19 protein-coding genes are annotated in these 20,835 nt (G+C 45.7%); 17 read left to right on the forward strand and 2 right to left on the reverse strand.

Translation table 11 applies throughout. The annotated features are described in order from the left end of the window. Both LZG74_RS09170 and LZG74_RS09175 read right to left on the reverse strand, forming a co-directional pair. Entirely contained in the window at positions 1–1,533 is a 1,533-nt protein-coding gene (locus tag LZG74_RS09170; protein WP_233796240.1) for an NAD(P)/FAD-dependent oxidoreductase, read from the reverse strand. Between the two features lie 38 nt (positions 1,534–1,571). Then, positions 1,572–5,438: a trifunctional MMPL family transporter/lysophospholipid acyltransferase/class I SAM-dependent methyltransferase gene (locus LZG74_RS09175; protein WP_233796241.1), complete on the reverse strand. Its 3,867-nt coding sequence runs from the start codon at positions 5,436–5,438 to the stop codon at positions 1,572–1,574. Positions 5,439–5,555: 117 nt separating this feature from the next. Between LZG74_RS09175 and hutH the strand changes: the two genes are divergently transcribed. The 17 genes from hutH to LZG74_RS09260 all read left to right on the forward strand — a co-directional run bounded on the left by hutH (position 5,556) and on the right by LZG74_RS09260 (position 20,720). After that, positions 5,556–7,085, forward strand: a complete 1,530-nt coding sequence (gene hutH, locus LZG74_RS09180) for a histidine ammonia-lyase (protein WP_233796242.1) — start codon at positions 5,556–5,558, stop codon at positions 7,083–7,085. Next, positions 7,082–7,813 (forward strand): 3-oxoacyl-ACP reductase FabG, encoded by a 732-nt coding sequence (gene fabG, locus LZG74_RS09185; RefSeq protein WP_233796243.1) that lies wholly within the window; start codon positions 7,082–7,084, stop codon positions 7,811–7,813. Before hutH ends, fabG begins: the two co-directional genes overlap by 4 nt. Before the next feature lie 3 nt (positions 7,814–7,816). Further along, a complete protein-coding gene (locus LZG74_RS09190) occupies positions 7,817–9,037 on the forward strand; it encodes a beta-ketoacyl synthase (RefSeq protein WP_233796244.1) in 1,221 nt (406 codons plus the stop codon). A gap of 194 nt (positions 9,038–9,231) precedes the next feature. Beyond that, positions 9,232–9,498, forward strand: a complete 267-nt coding sequence (locus LZG74_RS09195; RefSeq protein WP_084439573.1) for a phosphopantetheine-binding protein — start codon at positions 9,232–9,234, stop codon at positions 9,496–9,498. A 2-nt stretch (positions 9,499–9,500) separates the two neighbouring features. After that, positions 9,501–10,367: a lysophospholipid acyltransferase family protein gene (locus tag LZG74_RS09200; protein ID WP_233796245.1), complete on the forward strand. Its 867-nt coding sequence runs from the start codon at positions 9,501–9,503 to the stop codon at positions 10,365–10,367. Further along, positions 10,367–10,786 (forward strand): hypothetical protein, encoded by a 420-nt coding sequence (locus LZG74_RS09205; protein ID WP_233796246.1) that lies wholly within the window; start codon positions 10,367–10,369, stop codon positions 10,784–10,786. Before LZG74_RS09200 ends, LZG74_RS09205 begins: the two co-directional genes overlap by 1 nt. A gap of 21 nt (positions 10,787–10,807) precedes the next feature. Next, complete coding sequence (locus tag LZG74_RS09210) at positions 10,808–11,224, forward strand: thioesterase family protein (protein ID WP_233796247.1); 417 nt, start codon at positions 10,808–10,810, stop codon at positions 11,222–11,224. A 7-nt stretch (positions 11,225–11,231) separates the two neighbouring features. Next, positions 11,232–12,314 carry a beta-ketoacyl synthase gene (locus LZG74_RS09215; protein WP_233796248.1) on the forward strand — a complete coding sequence of 361 codons (1,083 nt, stop codon included), beginning with the start codon at positions 11,232–11,234 and terminating at the stop codon, positions 12,312–12,314. Next, positions 12,311–12,931 (forward strand): hypothetical protein, encoded by a 621-nt coding sequence (locus tag LZG74_RS09220; RefSeq protein ID WP_233796249.1) that lies wholly within the window; start codon positions 12,311–12,313, stop codon positions 12,929–12,931. The genes LZG74_RS09215 and LZG74_RS09220 overlap by 4 nt, the downstream gene beginning before the upstream one ends. A 35-nt stretch (positions 12,932–12,966) precedes the next feature. Continuing rightward, positions 12,967–13,227, forward strand: a complete 261-nt coding sequence (locus LZG74_RS09225; RefSeq protein ID WP_233796250.1) for a phosphopantetheine-binding protein — start codon at positions 12,967–12,969, stop codon at positions 13,225–13,227. A gap of 10 nt (positions 13,228–13,237) precedes the next feature. After that, on the forward strand, positions 13,238–14,422 hold the full coding sequence (locus tag LZG74_RS09230) for a beta-ketoacyl synthase (RefSeq protein ID WP_233796251.1): 1,185 nt from the start codon (positions 13,238–13,240) through the stop codon (positions 14,420–14,422). Between the two features lie 29 nt (positions 14,423–14,451). Beyond that, positions 14,452–15,414, forward strand: coding sequence for a beta-ketoacyl synthase chain length factor (locus tag LZG74_RS09235; RefSeq protein WP_233796252.1), 963 nt, complete (start codon positions 14,452–14,454; stop codon positions 15,412–15,414). Next, complete coding sequence (locus LZG74_RS09240; RefSeq protein ID WP_233796253.1) at positions 15,404–16,174, forward strand: polysaccharide deacetylase family protein; 771 nt, start codon at positions 15,404–15,406, stop codon at positions 16,172–16,174. Before LZG74_RS09235 ends, LZG74_RS09240 begins: the two co-directional genes overlap by 11 nt. Next, positions 16,161–16,790, forward strand: a complete 630-nt coding sequence (locus LZG74_RS09245) for an outer membrane lipoprotein carrier protein LolA (RefSeq protein ID WP_233796254.1) — start codon at positions 16,161–16,163, stop codon at positions 16,788–16,790. Before LZG74_RS09240 ends, LZG74_RS09245 begins: the two co-directional genes overlap by 14 nt. 15 nt (positions 16,791–16,805) lie before the next feature. Further along, positions 16,806–17,162: a 3-hydroxyacyl-ACP dehydratase gene (locus LZG74_RS09250; protein WP_233796255.1), complete on the forward strand. Its 357-nt coding sequence runs from the start codon at positions 16,806–16,808 to the stop codon at positions 17,160–17,162. Between the two features lie 18 nt (positions 17,163–17,180). Beyond that, on the forward strand, positions 17,181–18,335 hold the full coding sequence (locus LZG74_RS09255; RefSeq protein ID WP_233796256.1) for a DUF2062 domain-containing protein: 1,155 nt from the start codon (positions 17,181–17,183) through the stop codon (positions 18,333–18,335). A 156-nt stretch (positions 18,336–18,491) separates the two neighbouring features. Next, complete coding sequence (locus LZG74_RS09260) at positions 18,492–20,720, forward strand: sodium-translocating pyrophosphatase (protein WP_233796257.1); 2,229 nt, start codon at positions 18,492–18,494, stop codon at positions 20,718–20,720. The last annotated feature ends 115 nt before the right edge of the window (positions 20,721–20,835 follow it).

Here is a 20,835-nt window from a genome sequence, read left to right on the forward strand (position 1 = left end):
TTAGGCATTTTTAACTTTTTGGATGAGTTTCTCTTTGTCTACGAATGGAAAGCATGTTACAAAAGCGCTTACCGTGACGCCCAGTATGCCATGCATCGAAATATTTTGGCCTGTCAAATGCAGGTTAGGGATTCTTGTTTTTGTATTGATCTGCGTCCGTGTCGGTGAATGGGAGTTTTTCAGCACGCCGTATAAGGAACCATCTTTATTGCCAATGTAATCCCTGAATGTCAGCGGGGTAGCACTGTGAACGGCCTTGATTTTTCCTGAAATTCCGGGGAAAACTTCTTCGAGCCGCGCCAGCACTTTTGCTTCTTTGTCCTTCTTGAACTGTTCGTATTCTGCATCGCGGGTTCCCGGCTCAGCCACTGTGCTGAAAGTCCCGCTCCACTTTTCAGTTTCAGAAGCATTCATGTAGGTCATAATGGACATAGAATCAGCATATTGGCCAGTTTTGGAAATGTATGGCGTGCAGATAAAATAGGTTTGCGGCCAGGTTTCCTTATCATAGTCAATGCCTCCCCAAACGTCCTCAATATGGTGCTGATAAATGTTGTAGTTCAAATATTCAAAGCTCTCCGGCTTGAAAGTAACATGTACAAGAAAGGTTGAAATGCTGTTTTCCAGCCCTTGAACGCGGTTTTTGTACACGTTAAGAAACCTTTCCGCGCCAAAGATATCAATCGTCACGGACGGATGCACATTTGAGATAAACTGTTTGCCTTTAACCGTTTCTCCATTTTCCAAAACCACCTCGGTAATCTTGCCATCTGCATCATAATTGGCCGAAACTACCTTCTTATGCTTGTAAATCTCTCCACCCTGCGCCCTGATGACCTTACTCATTTGAATCGCGATCTGAGAACCGCCATCGATGAATTTGTAGGAGCCTGACAAATAGCTTTTCATAATCAGGGCATGCACGTAAAATGGTGTCTTATCCCGAACACCTGCATATAGCAGATTGGAACCTGCCAGCACATTCCGAAGCCGTTCATTGTCAGTGATCGATGCGATGAAATCGTGAGCGTTCAGTCCTACAACGTCCCCGTCCATCTGGTAATTTTCTCCTGAAACTCTGAGATTATAGAGTGGGAATTTTTCACAGACTTCCAATATCTTTTCGCAATAGGTTTCAATAGCAGCCTTCTCTTCCGGGAAGTACTCGATCAACCCTTTTTTGTAATGATCAAATCCCTGGGCATAGGCATATTCCGAGCCGTCCTGAAAGCGGATGACGTCAAATTTGTCATCGTCCATCCGTTTCATTTTCAGCTTATCCAGTATGCCGAAATATTTGAAGAACTGATACAAATTTTCACCCTCGTCCAGGCTTCCTACATAATGTACGCCCGTATCGAAAATGCTTTTTCCCCGGCTATATACCTGTAAATGACCGCCGATCTGGTGGTTTTTTTCGAGTACAACCACGCTGTAACCTTCCAAAGCCAGAATGTTCGCACAAGCAAGGCCGCCCAGGCCACTGCCTACAATCACAAAGTCATATTCTTTTTGCAAGGCGGAAGATTGCATTAAAATGGTTATTGAAAAAGTTTATAATACACCAATTATTATCTGGTCAATGGCCGCAAAATGAACAGCACATTCGATGTATTGCTTGAATGTTCCTGCATTTCGACGTGCATATGGTGCCTGGCGGCGAAGTCGCGGATATCGCCGGATGAGAAGAAGTGAAATTCATCTTCTTTGCGGTTAAAAGAGAAAAATTTTGTTGATAATGCTTCGGTTTTCTGCGTATTCCGGTGCTTTTCCTGATTATCGGTAATGCCGTCGCGGATGAAAAGAATGCCGTCCGGTTGCAGCGCTGATGCACACCTTTCGAGCAATTTAAGCTGTTTTTCCTTTGATAAATAGTGAAGCACATCATTTAAAAATATCACATCCTGACTGCCGAGATCGGCCTGCATAATGTCGCTGCAGACGAAGTTCAGATGAGCCGTTTTGCGATAACTGTTTTGCGCAACGCTGATCTTTTCCTCATCATAATCAATGCCTGTGATCAGGCGGTCCTCATTCTTATAATGCAGATAAAAGGACAAGTAGCCGTATCCGCAGCCAATGTCCAGAATGTTCTTCCGATCGCCGATCAGCTCATTATAGTATGCGAAATTCTTACTTTCCAGCCGCCACTTGATCTTGAAATACCATTCGAGGACAGGGCCTTTAAATACATAATTGGTAAAAATTTTATGTTTCAGATACGCCGTGTCTTCCATTTCATTCTTATAGGAAGCAAATGCAGTTTTAAAATATGCAGCGATGTTCTTGGTTTTATCCCGCAGCTGGCTGCCCCATTCCGGATCGGACAGGCGTATGCGCGGGAGCACGCGGACATTGAGTGCCCCGGGGCGGATCAGAAAATCGTTTTTAGGCAAAACATCAGAAGCGCCGTGGATCAGTATGGGCTGAATGTCGAGGCCAAGCTGGTCGGCGAGGTGAAAAGCGCCCTTATGGAACCGGGTGATCTGCCCGTCTTTCGAACGGGTTCCTTCGGGAAAGATGAGGAGTGAATAACCGTCTGCAACGAGTTCTTTAACCTTATTAATGTTCTCCTCGGGGCCGTCATCCGTATAAACGTAGCCCGCATGACGGATGATGGGCCCGAAAAACGGCGAATTGTACACCCAGCCTTTGACCATTAAAACGATTTTAGGATTCAGCATAATGGCCAGCAAAATATCCAGAAACGAAGTGTGGTTCGCAATGAAAATGACCGGTTGCTCTGGCTGCAAATTTTCCAGTCCTGAAAAATTCTTTTTTACGTGTGGTCCCGAATAGATCACGGTTTTGGCATAGAAAGAAAGCGAACGGTTCAGCATTGCCTTCTTCCGCAACTTTGAAATGGGCAGCAATAGAATCGTAACCAGTTTGGAATGCAGAAACAGGCAGCCCGACAGAAAGTAGGTGAAACTCGAAACGCTGATCAGGAATGGCACTAATGTTACCGGCGCCTTCTTTTTTGCTATTCTGTTTTGGACAAAAAAACCAAAAAGGACAGGTTGAAAAACAAAGGATATGAACAGGATGCAGACAATGCCCAACACACTGATCAGTGCAATGGATTGAATGGCCGGATGTTTGGCAAAGATGAGGACACCCGTTCCGATGATCGTGGTGGTGGCTGATAAGGCAATGGCTGACTGGTAGGAGCGAAGTGAATCCTTGCCGTATTTGTATTTATTGAGCAAGCCGTCCGTGACAAAAATGCTGAAATCGTCGCCAAGTCCGAAAATGAATGTGGTGACGATTACATTGACAAAGTTGAATTTTATGCCCAAAATGGCCGCTATACCCAATATCCAGATCCAGCTGATCACCATTGGCAGGAAAGTTAACAGTGTTAATTCGATCCGTCCGTAAACGACGAGTAATGTAAGGAAGACGATCGACGCCGAAATAAGCAAGAGATAATTGAAGTCGTCCTTTACCAATTTGAGCAGATCACCGGCCAGTTCACCGCGATCAAATAACGCAATTCCTGGGATTGCCCTAAGTTCATTTTTGACGAGAGGCAACTGATTCTGCGGGACAATCAATGTGGTGATGAATGTCGTGCCGCTGACATTCGCCTCGATCAGATTATCCAGGCCAAGTTCGGCCAGCAATGTATCCACGGGGACAGCGCCTGGCTGCTGACCTGCGACCCATGATTTGAAATCACTGAATGCGTTGGTGCTAAATCCTTTCTTTGCCGCCGCCAGATCCAACGCATTATAGGTGGCCTCCTTCCGGCGCAAATCCCAGAAATCATGCCATTTGCGGTTGCGTTCCAGCCGGAGTTCATGCGGGATAAGGAATGAGCCGGAAGAAACGAAGCTGTTTATTTTTCCCTGATCACGCAGCTGGACCAGGTTTTGGTAAACCCGGTAATTGATTGATTCGGCCTTAGCCCTAACCGGATTGCTGGCGAAGATATAGATCCTTTTTTCTGCCTTTGGGTCAATGCCTGTGAGCGCTTCCTCGCGTTTTTGCAGATCCTCATCCTGAATGCTGAGGTTTTCAAAGCTGCTGTCAAACTCCGTAAACCTGGCAAAATAGAGGAAGACCAGGGTCATAACAGCAATAAATCCCAGAATCATCGGCCTGGACTTTTCCTGAATTTGCGGAAATCGAAACGCGCGACTTTCTGCGGGCATCTGCTTTTTCTCAAATGCAACCGATGACAGGATAACGGGCAGCGCGATCAGTGTAAAAAGTACAGCGCCCAGCAAGCTAAGGGATGAAAATAGGCCAAAATCCTGCAAAACTGCTGAATTGGCAAAATGCAATGCACTGAAAGCCATTACGGTCGTGAAACTGCCGGTTAGCAGAGGCGCGCTTACTTCCTTAATGGCAGCGGAAATAGAATTGGTATGCCTTAAATGGGTGAAAAAGTGAAATGCATAATCCAGCAAGATGCCAAAAACAACAGCGCCGGTTGCCAGGGAAATCCCCGATATTTCGGGCCGGATATAGCCGATAATTCCTAGCGCGAAAATCGCCCCGAAAACGCCGGGTAATATAATGTATAGCGGAATGAGGAATTTGCGATAGTAGAGTATCAGCAACAGCAAAATGCCCCCCAACGCGATGAAGGATGTTAAATAGGAATCTTTTTTGACTTGAATGGCATTGCGCGCAGCGATTTCGAAAGTGCCGAAATACGAGAAATGATGGTATTTCTGCCGCTTATTCCAGCGGGATTTGAATGCTTCAACATCCTGATAGAGCTCCACATTTTTCTCGGAATCGCCTGAATCAAAACTCGTTGCGGCAAAAATGATCATTTTCTTGCGATCGCCCGTGAACATGACGCCATCTTCGAGCACCATGCCATTCGCGTTGCTACTGGCATTTAATTTCCGGAAATACGGGCCGGTTATCCCAAGCGGATCATTGACAATGAACTGTTTGAGAAATGTCCCCCCGGGCGTAGTAAGCTGATTATAAGCCGAGTTGACCGAAGCTTTAACCGTATCCGCATTTAATCGGCTGGCAATGTGTGAATAATAGGAAGAATCAATGAGCTCTGGAAAACGGCTGTAAACAAACTGGTAAACATCTTCCTGAGCGAACGGCCGTTCGATCTGAATGTTCCGGATGGCACCGTTGGTATATCTTGTCAGCGAGTCGGAAAACGCTTCTCCGAGCAATTTAGCTTCATCAGATGTTGTTTCTTCTGGGACGTCAATCGAAAAGACGATCTGATTGATAATGTTCTTGCTTTCAATAAGCCGGTTGAATTCTTCGAAGCTCTTACCCTTCGGTAAGGTTGCAAAAATGCTTTCCGTTACCTTTAACCGCGAGATTCCCAGGATCAGAAAACTTGTAAGGACAACCAGACTGAGGAAAAATGCGGGCTTGTGTCTGGAAAGGAACTGATGTAACCTTAAAAGTAAATCTCCGATCATTGAAAGGGGAACGTGAATGTCAGACAAAAGTAAGCAAATGTAAAATTCCGGCAACTTCCGGTGGCACGTTTGCCGATTGCGGCATGTTTGTCAAAACCGCAAAAAAAGATTTATTTTACGTAATATTAATTATGCAATCTCTAAATGAATAGTATTTCCTTAGCTCATATCGAGCAGTATGCTTTTGAAAAGAAGGAATTTATCTTAGCCGAAGACGCCCTCAATAAAGTTTCTAAGTCCTTTACATTTCTTACGAATTTCTCCAAAGATAAAATTATATACGGAATCAATACCGGTTTTGGCCCGATGGCTCAATACCGGATTGAGACTGATAAGCTGAGTAACCTGCAATACAACCTCATCCGCAGCCATTCCAGCGGTATAGGAAGGCCGCTCAACGAAATTTATGCCCGCAGTGTCATGGTAGCGCGCCTGAATTCATTTTTGCAGGCCAACTCGGGTGTCAGTACGGGTGTTATCAAGCAACTTGTCGCATTTTTAAATAAAGGGATTGTACCTGAAATCTTCGAGCACGGAAGCGTTGGTGCGAGCGGTGACCTTGTTCAGCTTTCCCATCTCGGCCTTAACCTGATCGGCGAAGGGCACGTTTATGAAGGCGGGATCAGGACAAAAACGGCCGATGTTTTAGCAAAAAATAACATTGAGCCGCTTAAAATGGAATTGCGCGACGGCCTTGGGCTGATCAACGGAACGTCCTGCATGACGGGCATTGCGGCGATCAATATTATTTATGCCAAAAGGCTGGTGCAATGGGCGGTTGCGGCGTCGGCCATGCTGAATGAGGTTATTGAAGCATTTGATGATTCGTTTTCCAAGCAACTGAATGCGGTTAAACACCATAAGGGACAGCAAATTATAGCGCAGCAAATGCGTGATTTTGTGGCTGGCAGTCAGTTGATACGCAGTCGTGAAGAGTTATTTAAAGATGATACGGCGCTGCAACGGAAGGAATTTGAGCGTAAGATCCAGGAATATTATTCGGTAAGATGCGTTCCGCAGATCCTGGGGCCAATCCTTGATACATTGCAATATGCGCAGGAAGTGGTTGAAAATGAGCTTAATTCAACCAATGATAATCCTATTGTAAGCCCGGAGGACGATAATGTTTTCCACGGAGGCAACTTCCATGGCGACTACATTTCGCTGGAAATGGATAAAGTTAAAATTGTCCTTACCAAGCTTTCAATGCTAATGGAAAGGCAGCTTAACTTCCTGATGAACAGTAAATTAAACGGCAAGTTTCCGCCATTCCTGAACGCCGGAACATGGGGGTTGAATTTCGGTTTCCAGGGCGTGCAGTTTACAGCGACTTCCACAACAGCAGAAAACCAGGCGCTATCCGGTTCGGTTTACGTGCATAGCATTCCTAATAATAATGATAATCAGGATATTGTAAGCATGGGGACCAATAGTGCGGTGCTTGCCAAGCAGGTTTTAGAAAACTCATTCCAGGTAATGTCAATTCACATTATGGCCATTTGCCAGGCCATTGACTTGCTGGAACCAGGTGAGCAGGAGCGGTTATCGCCTAATGCAAAATCCATTTACACCCAGATCAGGCAGCATGCACATTTCGTGAAAGAGGATATTCCGCAATCCGAAAGCATTGCAGCAGTATTCGAATATATCAAAGAAACCCCCTTTAAATTATGAGCTGTGCATTGGTAACAGGCGCGTCAAGAGGACTGGGCCGTGCCATAGCGGTGCAGCTGGCAAAAGATCACGGTTTGTACATTCTGGTCAATTATTCTTCCAATCAGGCTGCGGCAGAGGAAACGTTAGCAGCAATTGTGGCTGCCGGTGGGGCCGGGGAATTGTTGCATTTCAATGTTCAGACAAAAACGGAGGTGGACGAGGCCCTGAACAAATGGAGAGAGAGAAACGAAGAAAAGCATATCAGTGTGTTGGTGAATAATGCCGGCATTACGCGTGACGGCCTGTTTATGTGGATGCCGGAACAGGATTGGGACGATGTGATGAACATTTCCGCGAAAGGCCTTTTTAATGTTACACAAAATGCCATTCAGCAAATGCTGCGCAAGCGTTCGGGCCGGATTGTGAACATTGCATCGGTGTCCGGAATGAAGGGCGTGGCCGGGCAAACGAATTATTCGGCAGCCAAGGGGGCAATTATTGCTGCCACAAAAGCGTTGGCACAGGAAGTCGCTAAGCGCAAGATCACGGTCAATGCAGTTGCGCCGGGTTTTATCACGAGTGATATGACCAAAGACCTGAACGAAGCAGAATTAAAGCAAATGATCCCGATGAACCGTTTCGGCCAAGCGGAGGAAGTTGCACATCTGGTTAGTTTTCTGGTCTCGGATAAAGCTGCCTACATTACGGGCGAGGTGATTAATATCAACGGAGGAATTTATTCATAATTAATGGATCACAGAGTTGTCGTAACCGGAATTGGGATTTACTCTTGTTTAGGCGAAAACCTGGACGAGGTCACAAAATCTTTGTATGCCGGTAAAAGCGGGGTTGTTTTTGATCAGGTTAGGAAGGATTTTGGCTTTCGTTCTGCGCTAACGGGCATGGTTCAGGAGCCCGACCTGAAAAACTACCTGTCCAGAAGGCAGCGCCTGGGTATGCACCAGCCCGCTATTTATGCATATATGGCTACGCGTCAGGCGCTTGAACTCTCAGGATTGGATGTGGATTTTCTCGAAACCACAGAAACCGGCATCATTTATGGTAACGACAGCACTGCCGCATCGGTGGTGGAAGCGGTTGATAAAGCCAAAGAAAAACACGACACGACATTAATTGGAAGCGGTGCTATTTTTCAAAACATGAATAGCACTGTTAATATGAACCTTTCGACGATTTTTAAGTTAAAAGGCATCAATTTTACACTCAGCGCGGCTTGCGCATCCGGCTCCCATTCTATCGGGATGGGCTACATGATGATCCGGCAGGGATTGCAGGACAGGATCATTTGCGGTGGTGCGCAGGAAATTAACATTGCTGCCATGGCCAGTTTCGACGGGCTGGGAACATTCTCCATACGCGAATCGGAGCCTGCAAAAGCTTCCCGGCCATTCGATCGCGACCGCGACGGGCTGATCCCCAGCGGCGGCGCGGCAACAGTAGTTCTCGAATCATACGAGTCCGCCGTGAAGCGCGGTGCTCCTATACTGGCAGAACTCATCGGCTACGGATTTTCTTCCAACGGCGATCACATATCTAATCCCAGCATCGACGGGCAGGTCCGCTCACTTAAAATGGCCATGACCCAGGCCGGAATTGCTGCAGATGAGGTGGATTACATTAATGCGCACGCCACTTCGACGCCAGTAGGCGATGGGAGTGAAGCACGAGCGATTTTTGAAGTTTTCGGGCCTGAAACACCAGTAAGTTCAACCAAATCAATGACGGGGCATGAGTGCTGGATGGCGGGTGCCAGCGAGATCGTTTACTCTTTACTGATGATGCAGAATTCTTTTATAGCACCCAATATCAACTTCGAAAACCCGGACGAAGATTCGGCTCGGATCAACATTATTGCTGAAACTAAGGAGCAGGAAATCAATTGTTTCCTTTCCAATTCGTTTGGTTTTGGCGGAACAAATTCAACATTAATTCTCAAAAAGATCTCCTGATCAGGACGATTTGCGGAGTTCCAACTTCGTAAGCGGCGGTTCGTAGCAACCGTAAATTTGTATTTTTGTTCTGCTCCGAATGGATGCACGCATGCAATGGTTTTTGTATTAAATTATTGTGTGAGTCGCAGAGTTTAATTTAAAAAAGAGCAATATCTTTAAACTATCAGCAAGAATAAATTAATTTTGTAGCCATGTATGCTAACGACGTAAAAATGAGTTGGGAAGAAGTTATCGAAGAAACGAGGGATTTTTTATCGGAGGAGTTTGAGGTGGACCGGAATCTGATTCTTCCTGAAAACAGTCTCAAAGATACGCTCGATCTGGACAGCCTTGACTATGTGGATCTTGTGGTGCTCATCGAAGAAAATCTCAACATTAAAATTACAGGCGAAGACTTCAAGGAGATCGTAACATTCGGTGATTTTTACCGGCTTGTTCGTAAGAAACTAAATCTATAAGAATGAGCCGTTGGGATGGTAAAACCAAAGGATCATTAGTCGGGTACAAAATCTTTCTCTATTTCATTAACAAGCTTGGGCTGGATTTTGCCTACCGCCTGTTGAAGCTGGTAACGTATTATTACTATCTTTTTGCAGTGAAGCAAAAAAGCGCGTTACTGGATTTTTACCAAAATACCCTCCATCTTCCAGTTTCAGAGGCCAAAAAGCTGGCCAGGAAAAACTTTTACATTTTCGGACAAACATTGGTAGACCGCGCCGCATTCCTGCTTGGGAAAACGGAGAAGTTTACGCATGTATTTGAAAATGAGCAATATCTGATTGATATACGAGAAGGTGGAAAAGGCGGGATACTGCTGAGCGCGCATTTAGGCAACTGGGAAACGGCCGGTAACCTGCTGAAAGGACGCATTACACCGACCATTAACATTGTAATGCTGGACGCGGAGGTGGAAAGCATTAAGCAGTTTATGGACAGTTCCACAGGCGGTTCCAGGTTTAAGGTTATCGCGATCAAAAACGATCTTTCACACATTATCGCAATTCGCAACGCATTGGTTAATAACGAGTTTGTGGCCATTCATTCAGATCGTTATTTGGATGGCGCCAAGTTTATAGAGTTGGATTTTTTCGGCAGGAAGGCGAAGTTTCCTTACGGACCGTTCATTATCGCCTCAAAGTTTGATGCGCCGGTAACATTCGTTTTTGCTGCCAAAGATGGAAAATATAGTTATCATCTCAGCGCAACGTTGCCGTTAACGGGAAAACGCAAGCCCGAAGAGATCGCCGCCTTGTATGTTGCTGAACTGGAACGAAAAGTGAAGGAATATCCTGAGCAATGGTTTAATTATTTCAACTTTTTTGTTTAATGATCGTACCTAAAAGCGGTATAAATCAATACATTCCACACAGAAAGCCCTTTATCATGATCGATAATCTGGTAAGCGTTTCAGCGGAAAGATTTGAATCGGATTTTTATATAGGACAAGATAATGTGCTGGTTGAAGACGGGCATTTTCAGGAGTCGGGGTTATTGGAAAACATTGCGCAGACTTGTGCTGCATCCTTCGGGTATCTGGACCGTGAGGAAGACGGAGAGCCTAAAATTGGCTTTATAGGAGCCATTACAAAAGTGGAAGTGCATGAGCTGCCATCGGCCCCCGCAATGATCCGGACAATCGTAGAACCACTACATCAACTAGGAAATATTTACCTGGTTAAAGGGGAAAGTTTCTGGGAAGGGCGTATATTGCTCGGCTGTGAAATGAAGATTGTGGTGACACACTAACCCTTAATGAGATAGCATATTATGATTGCTTCGGAAATCGAAATTGATATACGTTTTAGTGAAACTGACGCAATGGGCGTGGTTTGGCATGGCAATTACCTGAAATTTTTCGAAGACGGGCGAGAAGCTTTTGGTAAAGCCTACGGATTGGAATACCTGACAATTTTCGACAAAGGCTACTTTACACCCATCGTAAAATCCGAAATTGACCATAAGGCTCCGGTTTATTACGGGCAGATCATTAAAGTAATAACGAAATATGTGCCTGCAAAATCAGCCAAAATCCAGTTTGAATATGAGGTTGTGAACCTTACAACTGGCGAATTGTGCGCTGTGGGCAAAACCATGCAGGTTTTTTTGAACAAGGAAACACGCACATTAGAACTGATTACTCCCGATTTTTACCGGGATTGGAAAGAACAAAACGAGGTTTATTGAATCTGGAATGACCTACATTGGTGCCGAAGTAATCATAAGTCCCTTAGGTGGGACCACAGCTGAGAACTGGGCTGCTATGCAGGCCAATCGATCGGGAATTTCTTTGGTAGAGCAAGCCGGATTCGACAATGCAGACCTTTATTTGTCTAAAATGCTGGATCTCGTCGCTGATTTCAAATTTGAAAAGCTCATTTCGAATGCACTTTCTGCTGTTTCTGAAAATATAGATCCGGCAATCCTGACTTCGGACAGGACCATTGTCATTGTGAGTTCGACAAAAGGTGAGCTTGATAACAATATCACCGATCAGTTTGGCAAGAGCATAGAAGCGCTGGTTTCCAGGTTTCGCCTGGCCAATCAGCCCATCGTGCTTTCAAATGCTTGCATATCAGGCGTGTTGGCGATTAATGCGGCTAGTAATCTCATTCAAGCGAAAGTATACGACCATGCCATTGTCATAGGTTGTGACCTGATTTCGGGTTTTGTCGTTTTTGGATTTCAGTCTCTCTTTGCAATCAGTGATCAGCCTTGTGCCCCTTTCGATGCGTCGCGCAAGGGCATTACGATGGGTGAGGGTTGCGGCGCAGTGGTGGTTTCTGAGACAAAGGAAATTTTCAAAAATCGGGCTTTACAGCTTCTTTCCGGCGCGAGTGCCAATGATGCCAATCACATTTCAGGCCCTTCCCGAACGGGTGAGGGATTGTTTCGAAGTGTGAAAAAGACATTGGAATCCAATAACGTAGCGCCGGAAGAAATCGATTTTATCTGCGCGCATGGCACGGCGACGGTCTTTAATGATGAAATGGAATCCATTGCTTTCGACCGGATCGGCTTGACGAATGTGCCGCTGAGCAGCTTGAAAGGCTATTTCGGACATACGCTGGGTGCGGCGGGTGTGATAGAAACAGCAGCTTCCATGCAAATGATGCGCCATGGAGTTTTGTTAAAAAGCCTGGGTTATAACGAAAGCGGCACTTCAATAAAATTGAATGTCATTGCAGAAAATATTCCTAGCAAGCCGGTAACAATTCTGAAAACAGCGTCGGGCTTCGGCGGCGGTAATGCATCTTTGATTATCAAGAGTTTATGAGTTTGATTACAACATATTGTCATTTGTCGGCTGATCATTTTTCGGTGAATGGCGAGTTGGTGGCAGCGCGTGAAAAAGATGCTGCGGACAGTTGGTTCAAACAGATTTATAAGGAGCAGGAAATCGTATATCCTAAGTTTTATAAAATGGACGCGCTGTCGCAAGCAGGATTTTTGGCTTCGGAAGTGATAAAACGTGTTAACAAGGGTTTGGCGAGTAAGTATCAGGACGATGAAATTGCAATGCTGTTCGCAAACCAGTCGTCCAGCGCGGACACAGATCTGCGATTTTTACACTCCTATGAACAAAATGGTGCACCAAGTCCATCTTTGTTTGTTTACACATTGCCCAACATTGTTTTGGGTGAAATAGCGATCAGAAACAAGTGGTTTGGCGAGAATATGTTCGCTGTTTTACCTAAATTCGCCCCCGGTTTTTTTGTCGATTACGGACAGATTTTCCTGTCCACCGGCGCCAAAGCGGTTCTGATCGGATGGCTCGGAGTGATGGGCGATCAGATCGAAGTTTTCATTGCACTGGTAGAAAGCGAATCGGAAGGCGGCATGGTTTTCAATAAGCACAATCTGTCAATGCTTGCCGATTTGAGCCACGCATAACAATCCGAAAATCAAAGTATACACATTAATTGACAATGGATAATTTAAAGGAAGACCTTAAAAAACAGATAATAGAGCAGTTGAACCTTGAAGATATCACGACGGCTGACATTGCGGACGATGCGTTGCTTTTTGACGAAGGAGGTCTCGGCCTGGATTCCATTGACGCGCTGGAACTGATCGTGTTGCTGGAAAAATACCATGGGATTCAGGTAGTCAACCCGGATGAGGGCAAGGTGGCTTTTAAGTCGATCAATTCAATGGCAGAGTACATCCGTAACAGGGCAGTCGAATAAAAATCACGAAATGGGCGTCCGAATAACCGGTATGGGCATTGTATCTGCAATTGGGCTGACTGTTGCAGAAAATTTGCAGGCGCTGATGGAAAGCAGGTCGGGCATTGAGCCCGTGCAGTTTCTTAGAGAGGCCGAAGGGCTGTTGGTCGGAGAAGTGAAAATGTCCAACGAAGCATTGCAGCAAGCGCTTGATACAGGTCCCAAAGGCATTTCCCGCACCTCATTGTTGGGGTTAAAAGCTGCGAAAGAAGCCTGGGGCGATAACAAGCACGTCAGTGGACTCCGAACAGGCATTATCTCGGCAACTTCCGTTGGCGGAATGGATCGGACAGAGGACTTTTATAAAAGCTATCTCGCCGGCACTAACCCCGATTTCAATATCCTCAAAACCCACGACAGTGGCAGCACGACAGAACGAATCGCTGCTGAACTGGGCATTTCCGGTTATATCAATACGCTTTCAACAGCTTGTTCCTCAGGCGCTAATGCAATTATGCTAGGCGCGCGGCTGCTTCTAAACGGTAAGCTCGACCGGGTCCTGGTGGGCGGTTCGGATGCGATAACCAGGTTTACAATTAACGGTTTTCGCTCATTGATGATCTACGACGATGCATGGTGCAGGCCGTTTGATGAAAGCAGAAGTGGGTTGAATCTGGGGGAGGGCGCTGCGTTCTTGCTGCTGGAAAATGAAAAGAGTGTGCAGATTTCAGGGAACAAGACGATCGGATATGTGAATGGTTGGGCGAATGCGGCTGACGCATATCATCAAACTGCATCGTCACCGGAAGGAAAAGGGGCAACCCTGGCGATAAAGAATGCTTTGGCCAAATCCGGTGTTTCGTTGTCTGATATTTCTTACATTAATGCACACGGGACCGGGACGAAAAATAACGATCTATCCGAGTCAGTGGCGCTGATGAATGTTTTTGGGAATGATATTCCGGCATTCAGCTCAACAAAACCCTATACGGGGCATACCCTTGCTGCTGCCGGTGCTATTGAAGCTGTCTTTTCGGTTCTTGCCATTCAGCGCAACCTGATTTTCCCAAACCTGAATTATAAAACGCCCATTGCAGAGACCGGGCTAAATCCAGTCACTTCCCTGCAAAGCGAGAAGCCTATTAAAGCTGTTTTGTCCAATTCATTTGGTTTCGGTGGGAACAATTCATCGCTGGTTTTTTCAAGCCATAATTAAGTAGATTACATAAATTCAAGATATCCTAGGTGTATTACATTTCCGCCGCATCGACCATTTCGCATCAGCCAACATTCCGGAATGTTGGCTTTTCTGCCAGTATTGAGCCGCTGCAAGAGTCGTCTGCACTGTTAAGTCCGGATTACAAAGGCTTTATTGACGCCGGACTTTTGCGGAGAATGAGCAAGATTTTAAGGATGTCGGTGGCTTGCGCGAAGGATTGCATAGGGCAGGCAAAAATTGAGCAACCGGATGCAATCATCGTTGGGACGGGATTAGGCTGCCTTTTAGACACTGAAAAATTTCTTAACAATGTTATAACAATTGAAGGGCTGCTTCCGCCCACAGCCTTTATCCAGTCTACTCATAATACGATGGCAGGTCAAATCTCGCTGAGCATTGGAAACCATGGGTATAATATGACCCATACGCAAAACACCATTTCATTCGAGAATGCACTTGTGGATGCTATGCTGCTTTTGGATGAAAGTGAAGGCAACATTCTGGTTGGTGCTGCGGATGAGGCCATTGATTTTTTAACAAACATTTCGGAAAACCTGCATTTGAATGCTAATCCTATCACTTCCGGGGCATCCTTTTTTATGCTTTCGAGTAACAGGAATGAAGAATCGGTTGCTGGTATCAAAGACTCTCGTGCCATTGGTCTGGTGAAAGATATTACGAGTGAGATTAACGATTTTCTGAGAGAAAATGAGCTGAATGCAGCGGATCTGGATCTGGTGCTGGTTTCGGATGTACATAAGCATAATTCGGATGGCGTCTTATCTCCAATTCAGAACCTGGGGATAGACAAAAGTAAATGTGTGGATTACTTAACCTACTCTGGCATTTATCCAACGACTTCCGCATTCGCTGTACATTTGGCTGTGGATAGAATGAAAGCTGACAAGTCACTTAGAAATGTGCTGGTTTGCAATACATTAATTCAAAGTAACCTGGGGTTAACACTCCTGCAATCGATTGAAGCATAACATTGTCACAGGAACCGCCATCACCATTTTTGCGCTCAGCGGGATTATCTTCTGGGAGACAGGCTTCGCATGGCTGATTTTCATCTTCATTGCCCTTGCATATCTTGCCCTTACCGCCTACGGTTCGTTCAACATTCAGGCCAATTACTTCCTGAAATCAATAAACACAGGTAAAAGAAAATCCATCGCCCTAACGTTCGATGACGGCCCGGATCCTGACACCACACCAAAGATTCTTGACATTTTAAAGGAAAAAGGAGTGAAGGCCACGTTTTTTGTCATTGGGAAACGGGCAGAAAAATATCCGGAGCTGATTCGCCGTATCGATGAGGAGGGGCATATCATCGGCAACCATTCATACAGCCATCATACAATGATCGCTTTCTTCTCGAAAGACAAGCTGGCAAAGGACCTGGAACATTGCACCAGCATTATCAGTGGAATTCTTGGAAAAACACCAAAATTCTACCGTCCACCCTTTGGCGTGACCAACCCGCGTTACGCGCGCGTGTTGCGTGAGCTAAAACTGGATTCTGTGGGCTGGTCTGTTCGAAGCTTTGATACAAAAGCGCAAAATAAATACGAGGTTATCAATCGCGTCATGTCAAAAGTAAGAGTCAGGGACATTGTTTTGCTGCATGATAACCGGAAAGTCACAGCCGATTCAATGGAAGATCTGATCGAACATTGTTTACAGAAAGGACTAAAAATTGAGCCGCTTTCCAAGCTAATTCAACGTGAGCCCTATGAAGAAAATTAGTGCTATACTGATCGCATTCTGTCTGACTATTGCCTGGGCGCAAGGACAGACATTCAAACCATCAGCAAACCCGGAAAAGGTTTTCCAGGAACTAAGCAAGACTTCACAACAGGTTAATTCGATTCAGGCTGCGTTTACCGAGGAGAAATTTCTAGCTGTTTTGAAAGAGCCGGAGCATTCATCCGGAAATTTTTATTACAAAAAAAATGACAAGATGCGGTGGGAGCAAAAATCGCCAGTTAAACATGTAATATTAATTAACGGTGATAGAATACGCGTCCAGGAGGCTGGAAAGGAAAAAAGTGTTGGTCAGGCTGGTAGGATGGCAGCGCAGATCAAAGAGCTTATGATCGGCTTGGTCAACGGTGATTTTCAGCAAAATAAAGCATTTTCGCAGAGTGCTATGGAAAGCGCAGATCAGTATATGGTCGTGTTAACTCCTGTTAACCGTCGGCTGAAAAACATTTATTCTAAGATAACCATGGTCTTCCCGAAGAGCACGATGCATTTGAAAGAATTGTCTTTTTATGAAAAAGGCGGCGATAAAAGCGTGATGAAATTTCAGAATGAGAAGTTCAATCAACCGATAGACGACAACCTTTTTATCAATTTATAATAATCCAATTTCAGCATGTTTGCGAAAAGTCTATACGTTGTAATCAACACCGAAGCAACTCCCGAAAGCCTTGTTTCGGATATTGCTATCAACGCGCAGCATGCCGTCTTTGCCGGCCACTTTCCGGGTGCGCCGGTTACTCCGGGTGTTGTACAGATGCAGATCGTGAAGGAGCTCCTGGAAACACGTTTGAGCCAAAAGCTGGCCATGAAATCCATGCGGACATGCAAATTTCTTGAAGTGCTTGATCCCCGGGAAAATCCAAATGTTCGTATTACTATCAAATTCAAGCAGTCAGAACTTTTGGAAGTCAACGCCTCAGGGGAGGGCAATGGGAAAGTTTTTTTCAAAATGCAGGCAAGCTATCTTTAACAGAAAGTCCGTTTCATAATGACCTTACAGGACCTTAATTGCTGCATCATTGTTCCTACTTACAACAATATCAACACACTGGGCCGTGTCATTGACTCCCTTCTTCCTTACTCTCAAAACCGGGATATCATTGTCATCAACGACGGTTCTACGGACGGAACAGCCGCTTTGCTGGCTCAATATGGCGATCAACTAACTATTCTGGACAATGGCGTCAACCGCGGGAAAGGCTACGCACTTCGCGCCGGGTTTGCAGAAGCATTAAGACAGCATTACGACAACGCGATCAGCATCGACTCCGACGGCCAGCACCTTGCATCCGACATTCCGTTGTTTCTGGAAGCAGCAAAACAAAATTCTGGCGCTGTGATTATGGGTTCGAGGGACATGGAGCAGGAAGGCGTGCCGGGCAAAAGTTCTTTTGGAAATAAATTTTCCAATTTCTGGTTCAAATTTGAAACGGGCATCTCGCTGCCCGATACGCAGACTGGCTTCCGGCTCTATCCTTTGCGGGAAATCGGGAAGATCAGGCTTTTTACTATGAAGTTTGAAACGGAAATTGAAGTGCTGGTAAGGCTGGCCTGGCGCAATGTCCCGATCGTCCCCGTGAAAATACATGTGATCTATGACAAAGACGAGCGTGTCACGCACTTCCGACCGTTCAAGGATTTTACCCGGATCAGCATCCTGAATACATTCCTGGTCATCCTCACTTTACTTTATTATTTGCCCAAAAGACTGATCCGGCAGATTAATAAGAAGGGCATTTGGAAGATTATCAGGGACGAGGCTGTAAAATCGGATGAGTCTAATTTAAGCAAGGCAAGATCCATTGGTTTCGGATTTTTTATGGGCATTGTTCCGGTTTGGGGCTTTCAGTTGCTTATTGGCATTCCATTGTCGATTTATTTCAAGATGAACAAGGTCCTTTTTCTGACTGCCGCTAACATTAGCATCCCGCCTTTTATTCCGTTTATCATTTTTGGGAGCTACAAATTCGGCGGCATGTTTTATCAGAATGGTGTACAACTCACTTCATTTGAGAATCTTACGCTCAGCTCGATCCATGTAAATTTCGTACAATATTTTATAGGCGGCACATTGCTCGCAGTCGCAGCCGGACTGGCAGGCTTCCTTATAACCTATCTTTTACTGGCTATTTTTCGCAAGTAACGGCGCTGGCCCGGCGCTTCCCCAATTACTGAATTCTACAAATTTTTATAAAATCTATACGAATTGATCAAAAATTAGCGGTTTCGCATTTTGTTATGAGGTCCCATTCTCTATATTTACGAGATTTTAAAACCTATAACCTAATTTGTTTATCGCATGAGTAACATTACCTATTTAGTGCCGGCTTTAGGCCTTGTTGGCTTGCTGGTTATGTTCTTCAAAAGAGGCTGGGTCGTCCGGCAGGATGGTGGAAGTCCTGAGATGAAAGAGATCGCGGACGCAATTGCAGATGGTGCCCTTGCCTTCCTGAAAGCCGAATGGCGTGTACTCATAGTATTTGGTATCATTGTTAGTATTTTACTCGGTTACTCGGGCACATTGGTTGAGAATTCCAGTGCCTTCATTGGTATTTCATTCCTGATTGGTGCGTTCATTTCGGCATTTGCGGGCTATATCGGGATGAATATTGCAACAAAATCCAACGTCCGCACCACGCAGGCGGCACGCACAAGCCTTACCAAAGCATTGGAAGTGTCATTCACCGGCGGTTCTGTAATGGGCATCGGGGTGGCGAGCCTCGCCGTAATTGGTTTGGGCGGATTGTTCATCATTTTATATCATTTTTTTGTTGGTGACAGCACGGACGTCAATGGTCTGGGCATGGAAAAAGTGCTTGAAGTGCTTGCCGGATTTTCGCTTGGCGCGGAGTCTATCGCGCTTTTTGCACGCGTAGGAGGTGGTATTTATACAAAAGCTGCTGATGTTGGCGCCGACCTTGTAGGAAAAGTGGAAGCCGGAATTCCGGAGGATGATCCGAGAAACCCTGCAACCATTGCAGATAACGTAGGTGATAATGTGGGCGACGTAGCCGGTATGGGAGCGGATTTGTTCGGGTCATATGTGGCAACAATTTTAGCAACGATGGTTCTTGGCCGCGAGATCATTGCTGAGGGAACGGATAATTTTGGCGGCATCGCTCCGATTTTGCTTCCTATGGTCATTGCCGGAATGGGCCTTATCGCTTCCATCATTGGTATGCTGCTGGTTCGGGTTAAAAATGATCAGGGAAATGTGCAGGCCGCTTTGAATTTGGGTAACTGGGCCTCAATCATTCTTGTTCTGATCGTCAGCTATCCGCTCACCCTGTGGATGCTGCCCGAAGGAACTTTAACCATTCGCGGTGTTGATTTCACTGCGTTGGACGTTTTCTGGGCTATTTTGCTGGGATCCATTGTAGGTGCAATCATGTCTATGGTGACCGAATATTACACGGCTATGGGCAAAAGACCTGTTCAATCCATTGTAAATCAATCCTCAACTGGTCACGCTACTAACATTATCGGCGGGCTTTCCGTGGGTATGGAATCTACGGTTATCCCAACATTGGTGCTGGCAGCCGGTATTTTTATCAGTTATGAATTTGCAGGCTTATATGGTGTTGCGATTGCCGCAGCCGGAATGATGGCCACCACAGCCATGCAATTGGCTATCGACGCCTTTGGGCCAATCGCGGACAATGCGGGTGGAATCGCCGAAATGGCACATTTGCCTGAAGAAGTTCGTGGCCGTACGGACATTTTGGATGCCGTTGGTAACACAACCGCTGCTTCCGGAAAAGGTTTTGCCATCGCTTCCGCCGCACTTACTTCGCTGGCGCTTTTTGCTGCTTTCTGCGGTGTAGCAGGAATTAGTTCTATTGATATTTATAAAGCCAATGTGCTGGCCGGCCTATTTGTAGGGGCTATGATCCCGTTCATTTTCTCATCGCTGGCCATTGCAGCCGTAGGTCGTGCGGCCATGAAAATGGTTGAAGAAGTGCGCAGACAGTTCCGCGAAATACCTGGCATTATGGAAGGCACAGCAAAGCCGGAATATGACAAATGTGTGGCTATTTCTACGCAGGCTTCTATCCGTGAAATGGTTGCGCCGGGCTTGATCGCACTTATCGTTCCCGTCCTGGTCGGTTTTCTTTTCGGGCCGGAAGTGCTTGGTGGAACATTGGCGGGTGTGACGGTGTCGGGTGTGTTAATGGGTATTTTCCAGAACAATGCCGGTGGCGCCTGGGATAATGCGAAAAAATCCTTTGAAAAAGGTGCGGTCATCAATGGCGAAACCTTCTACAAAAAGTCAGAGCCGCACAAGGCAGCCGTGACGGGAGATACAGTAGGGGACCCATTCAAAGACACATCGGGTCCATCCATGAACATCCTGATTAAGCTAATGTCCATCGTCTCCCTGGTAATCGCCCCGCACATCGCTGTGGATAAGGACGATCTGGAAAGAAGTTTGAAACCCAAAGAAATTCAGGTTACTACGGCTCAGGTTTCAACTGTTGAAAGTGAGGCGAATGTTGCGGTTTATCCTTTAAAGAAGATTGTGGAATAGTTGCTTATTATTATTCAAAACCGCCCGGCGTCAGTTTGTCGGGCGGTTTTTTTGTTTTTAGTCAATAAAATTGCATCTTTTGATCATTAATAACTTCGATTAAGAACCAATGTTG

This window comes from Dyadobacter sp. CY327 (genome assembly GCF_021390415.1).
Taxonomy (GTDB): Bacteria; Bacteroidota; Bacteroidia; order Cytophagales; family Spirosomataceae; genus Dyadobacter; species Dyadobacter chenhuakuii.

Coding starts and splice junctions, on each gene's coding strand:
- LZG74_RS09230 (WP_233796251.1), top strand. CDS start 13,238: ATGGGCGTCCGAATAACCGGTATGGGCATTGTATCTGCAATTGGGCTG.
- LZG74_RS09250 (WP_233796255.1), top strand. CDS start 16,806: ATGTTTGCGAAAAGTCTATACGTTGTAATCAACACCGAAGCAACTCCC.
- LZG74_RS09190 (WP_233796244.1), top strand. CDS start 7,817: ATGGATCACAGAGTTGTCGTAACCGGAATTGGGATTTACTCTTGTTTA.
- fabG (WP_233796243.1), top strand. CDS start 7,082: ATGAGCTGTGCATTGGTAACAGGCGCGTCAAGAGGACTGGGCCGTGCC.
- LZG74_RS09245 (WP_233796254.1), top strand. CDS start 16,161: ATGAAGAAAATTAGTGCTATACTGATCGCATTCTGTCTGACTATTGCC.
- LZG74_RS09210 (WP_233796247.1), top strand. CDS start 10,808: ATGATTGCTTCGGAAATCGAAATTGATATACGTTTTAGTGAAACTGAC.
- LZG74_RS09255 (WP_233796256.1), top strand. CDS start 17,181: ATGACCTTACAGGACCTTAATTGCTGCATCATTGTTCCTACTTACAAC.
- LZG74_RS09225 (WP_233796250.1), top strand. CDS start 12,967: ATGGATAATTTAAAGGAAGACCTTAAAAAACAGATAATAGAGCAGTTG.
- LZG74_RS09170 (WP_233796240.1), bottom strand. CDS start 1,533: ATGCAATCTTCCGCCTTGCAAAAAGAATATGACTTTGTGATTGTAGGC.
- LZG74_RS09200 (WP_233796245.1), top strand. CDS start 9,501: ATGAGCCGTTGGGATGGTAAAACCAAAGGATCATTAGTCGGGTACAAA.
- LZG74_RS09215 (WP_233796248.1), top strand. CDS start 11,232: ATGACCTACATTGGTGCCGAAGTAATCATAAGTCCCTTAGGTGGGACC.
- LZG74_RS09220 (WP_233796249.1), top strand. CDS start 12,311: ATGAGTTTGATTACAACATATTGTCATTTGTCGGCTGATCATTTTTCG.
- hutH (WP_233796242.1), top strand. CDS start 5,556: ATGAATAGTATTTCCTTAGCTCATATCGAGCAGTATGCTTTTGAAAAG.
- LZG74_RS09260 (WP_233796257.1), top strand. CDS start 18,492: ATGAGTAACATTACCTATTTAGTGCCGGCTTTAGGCCTTGTTGGCTTG.
- LZG74_RS09195 (WP_084439573.1), top strand. CDS start 9,232: ATGTATGCTAACGACGTAAAAATGAGTTGGGAAGAAGTTATCGAAGAA.
- LZG74_RS09205 (WP_233796246.1), top strand. CDS start 10,367: ATGATCGTACCTAAAAGCGGTATAAATCAATACATTCCACACAGAAAG.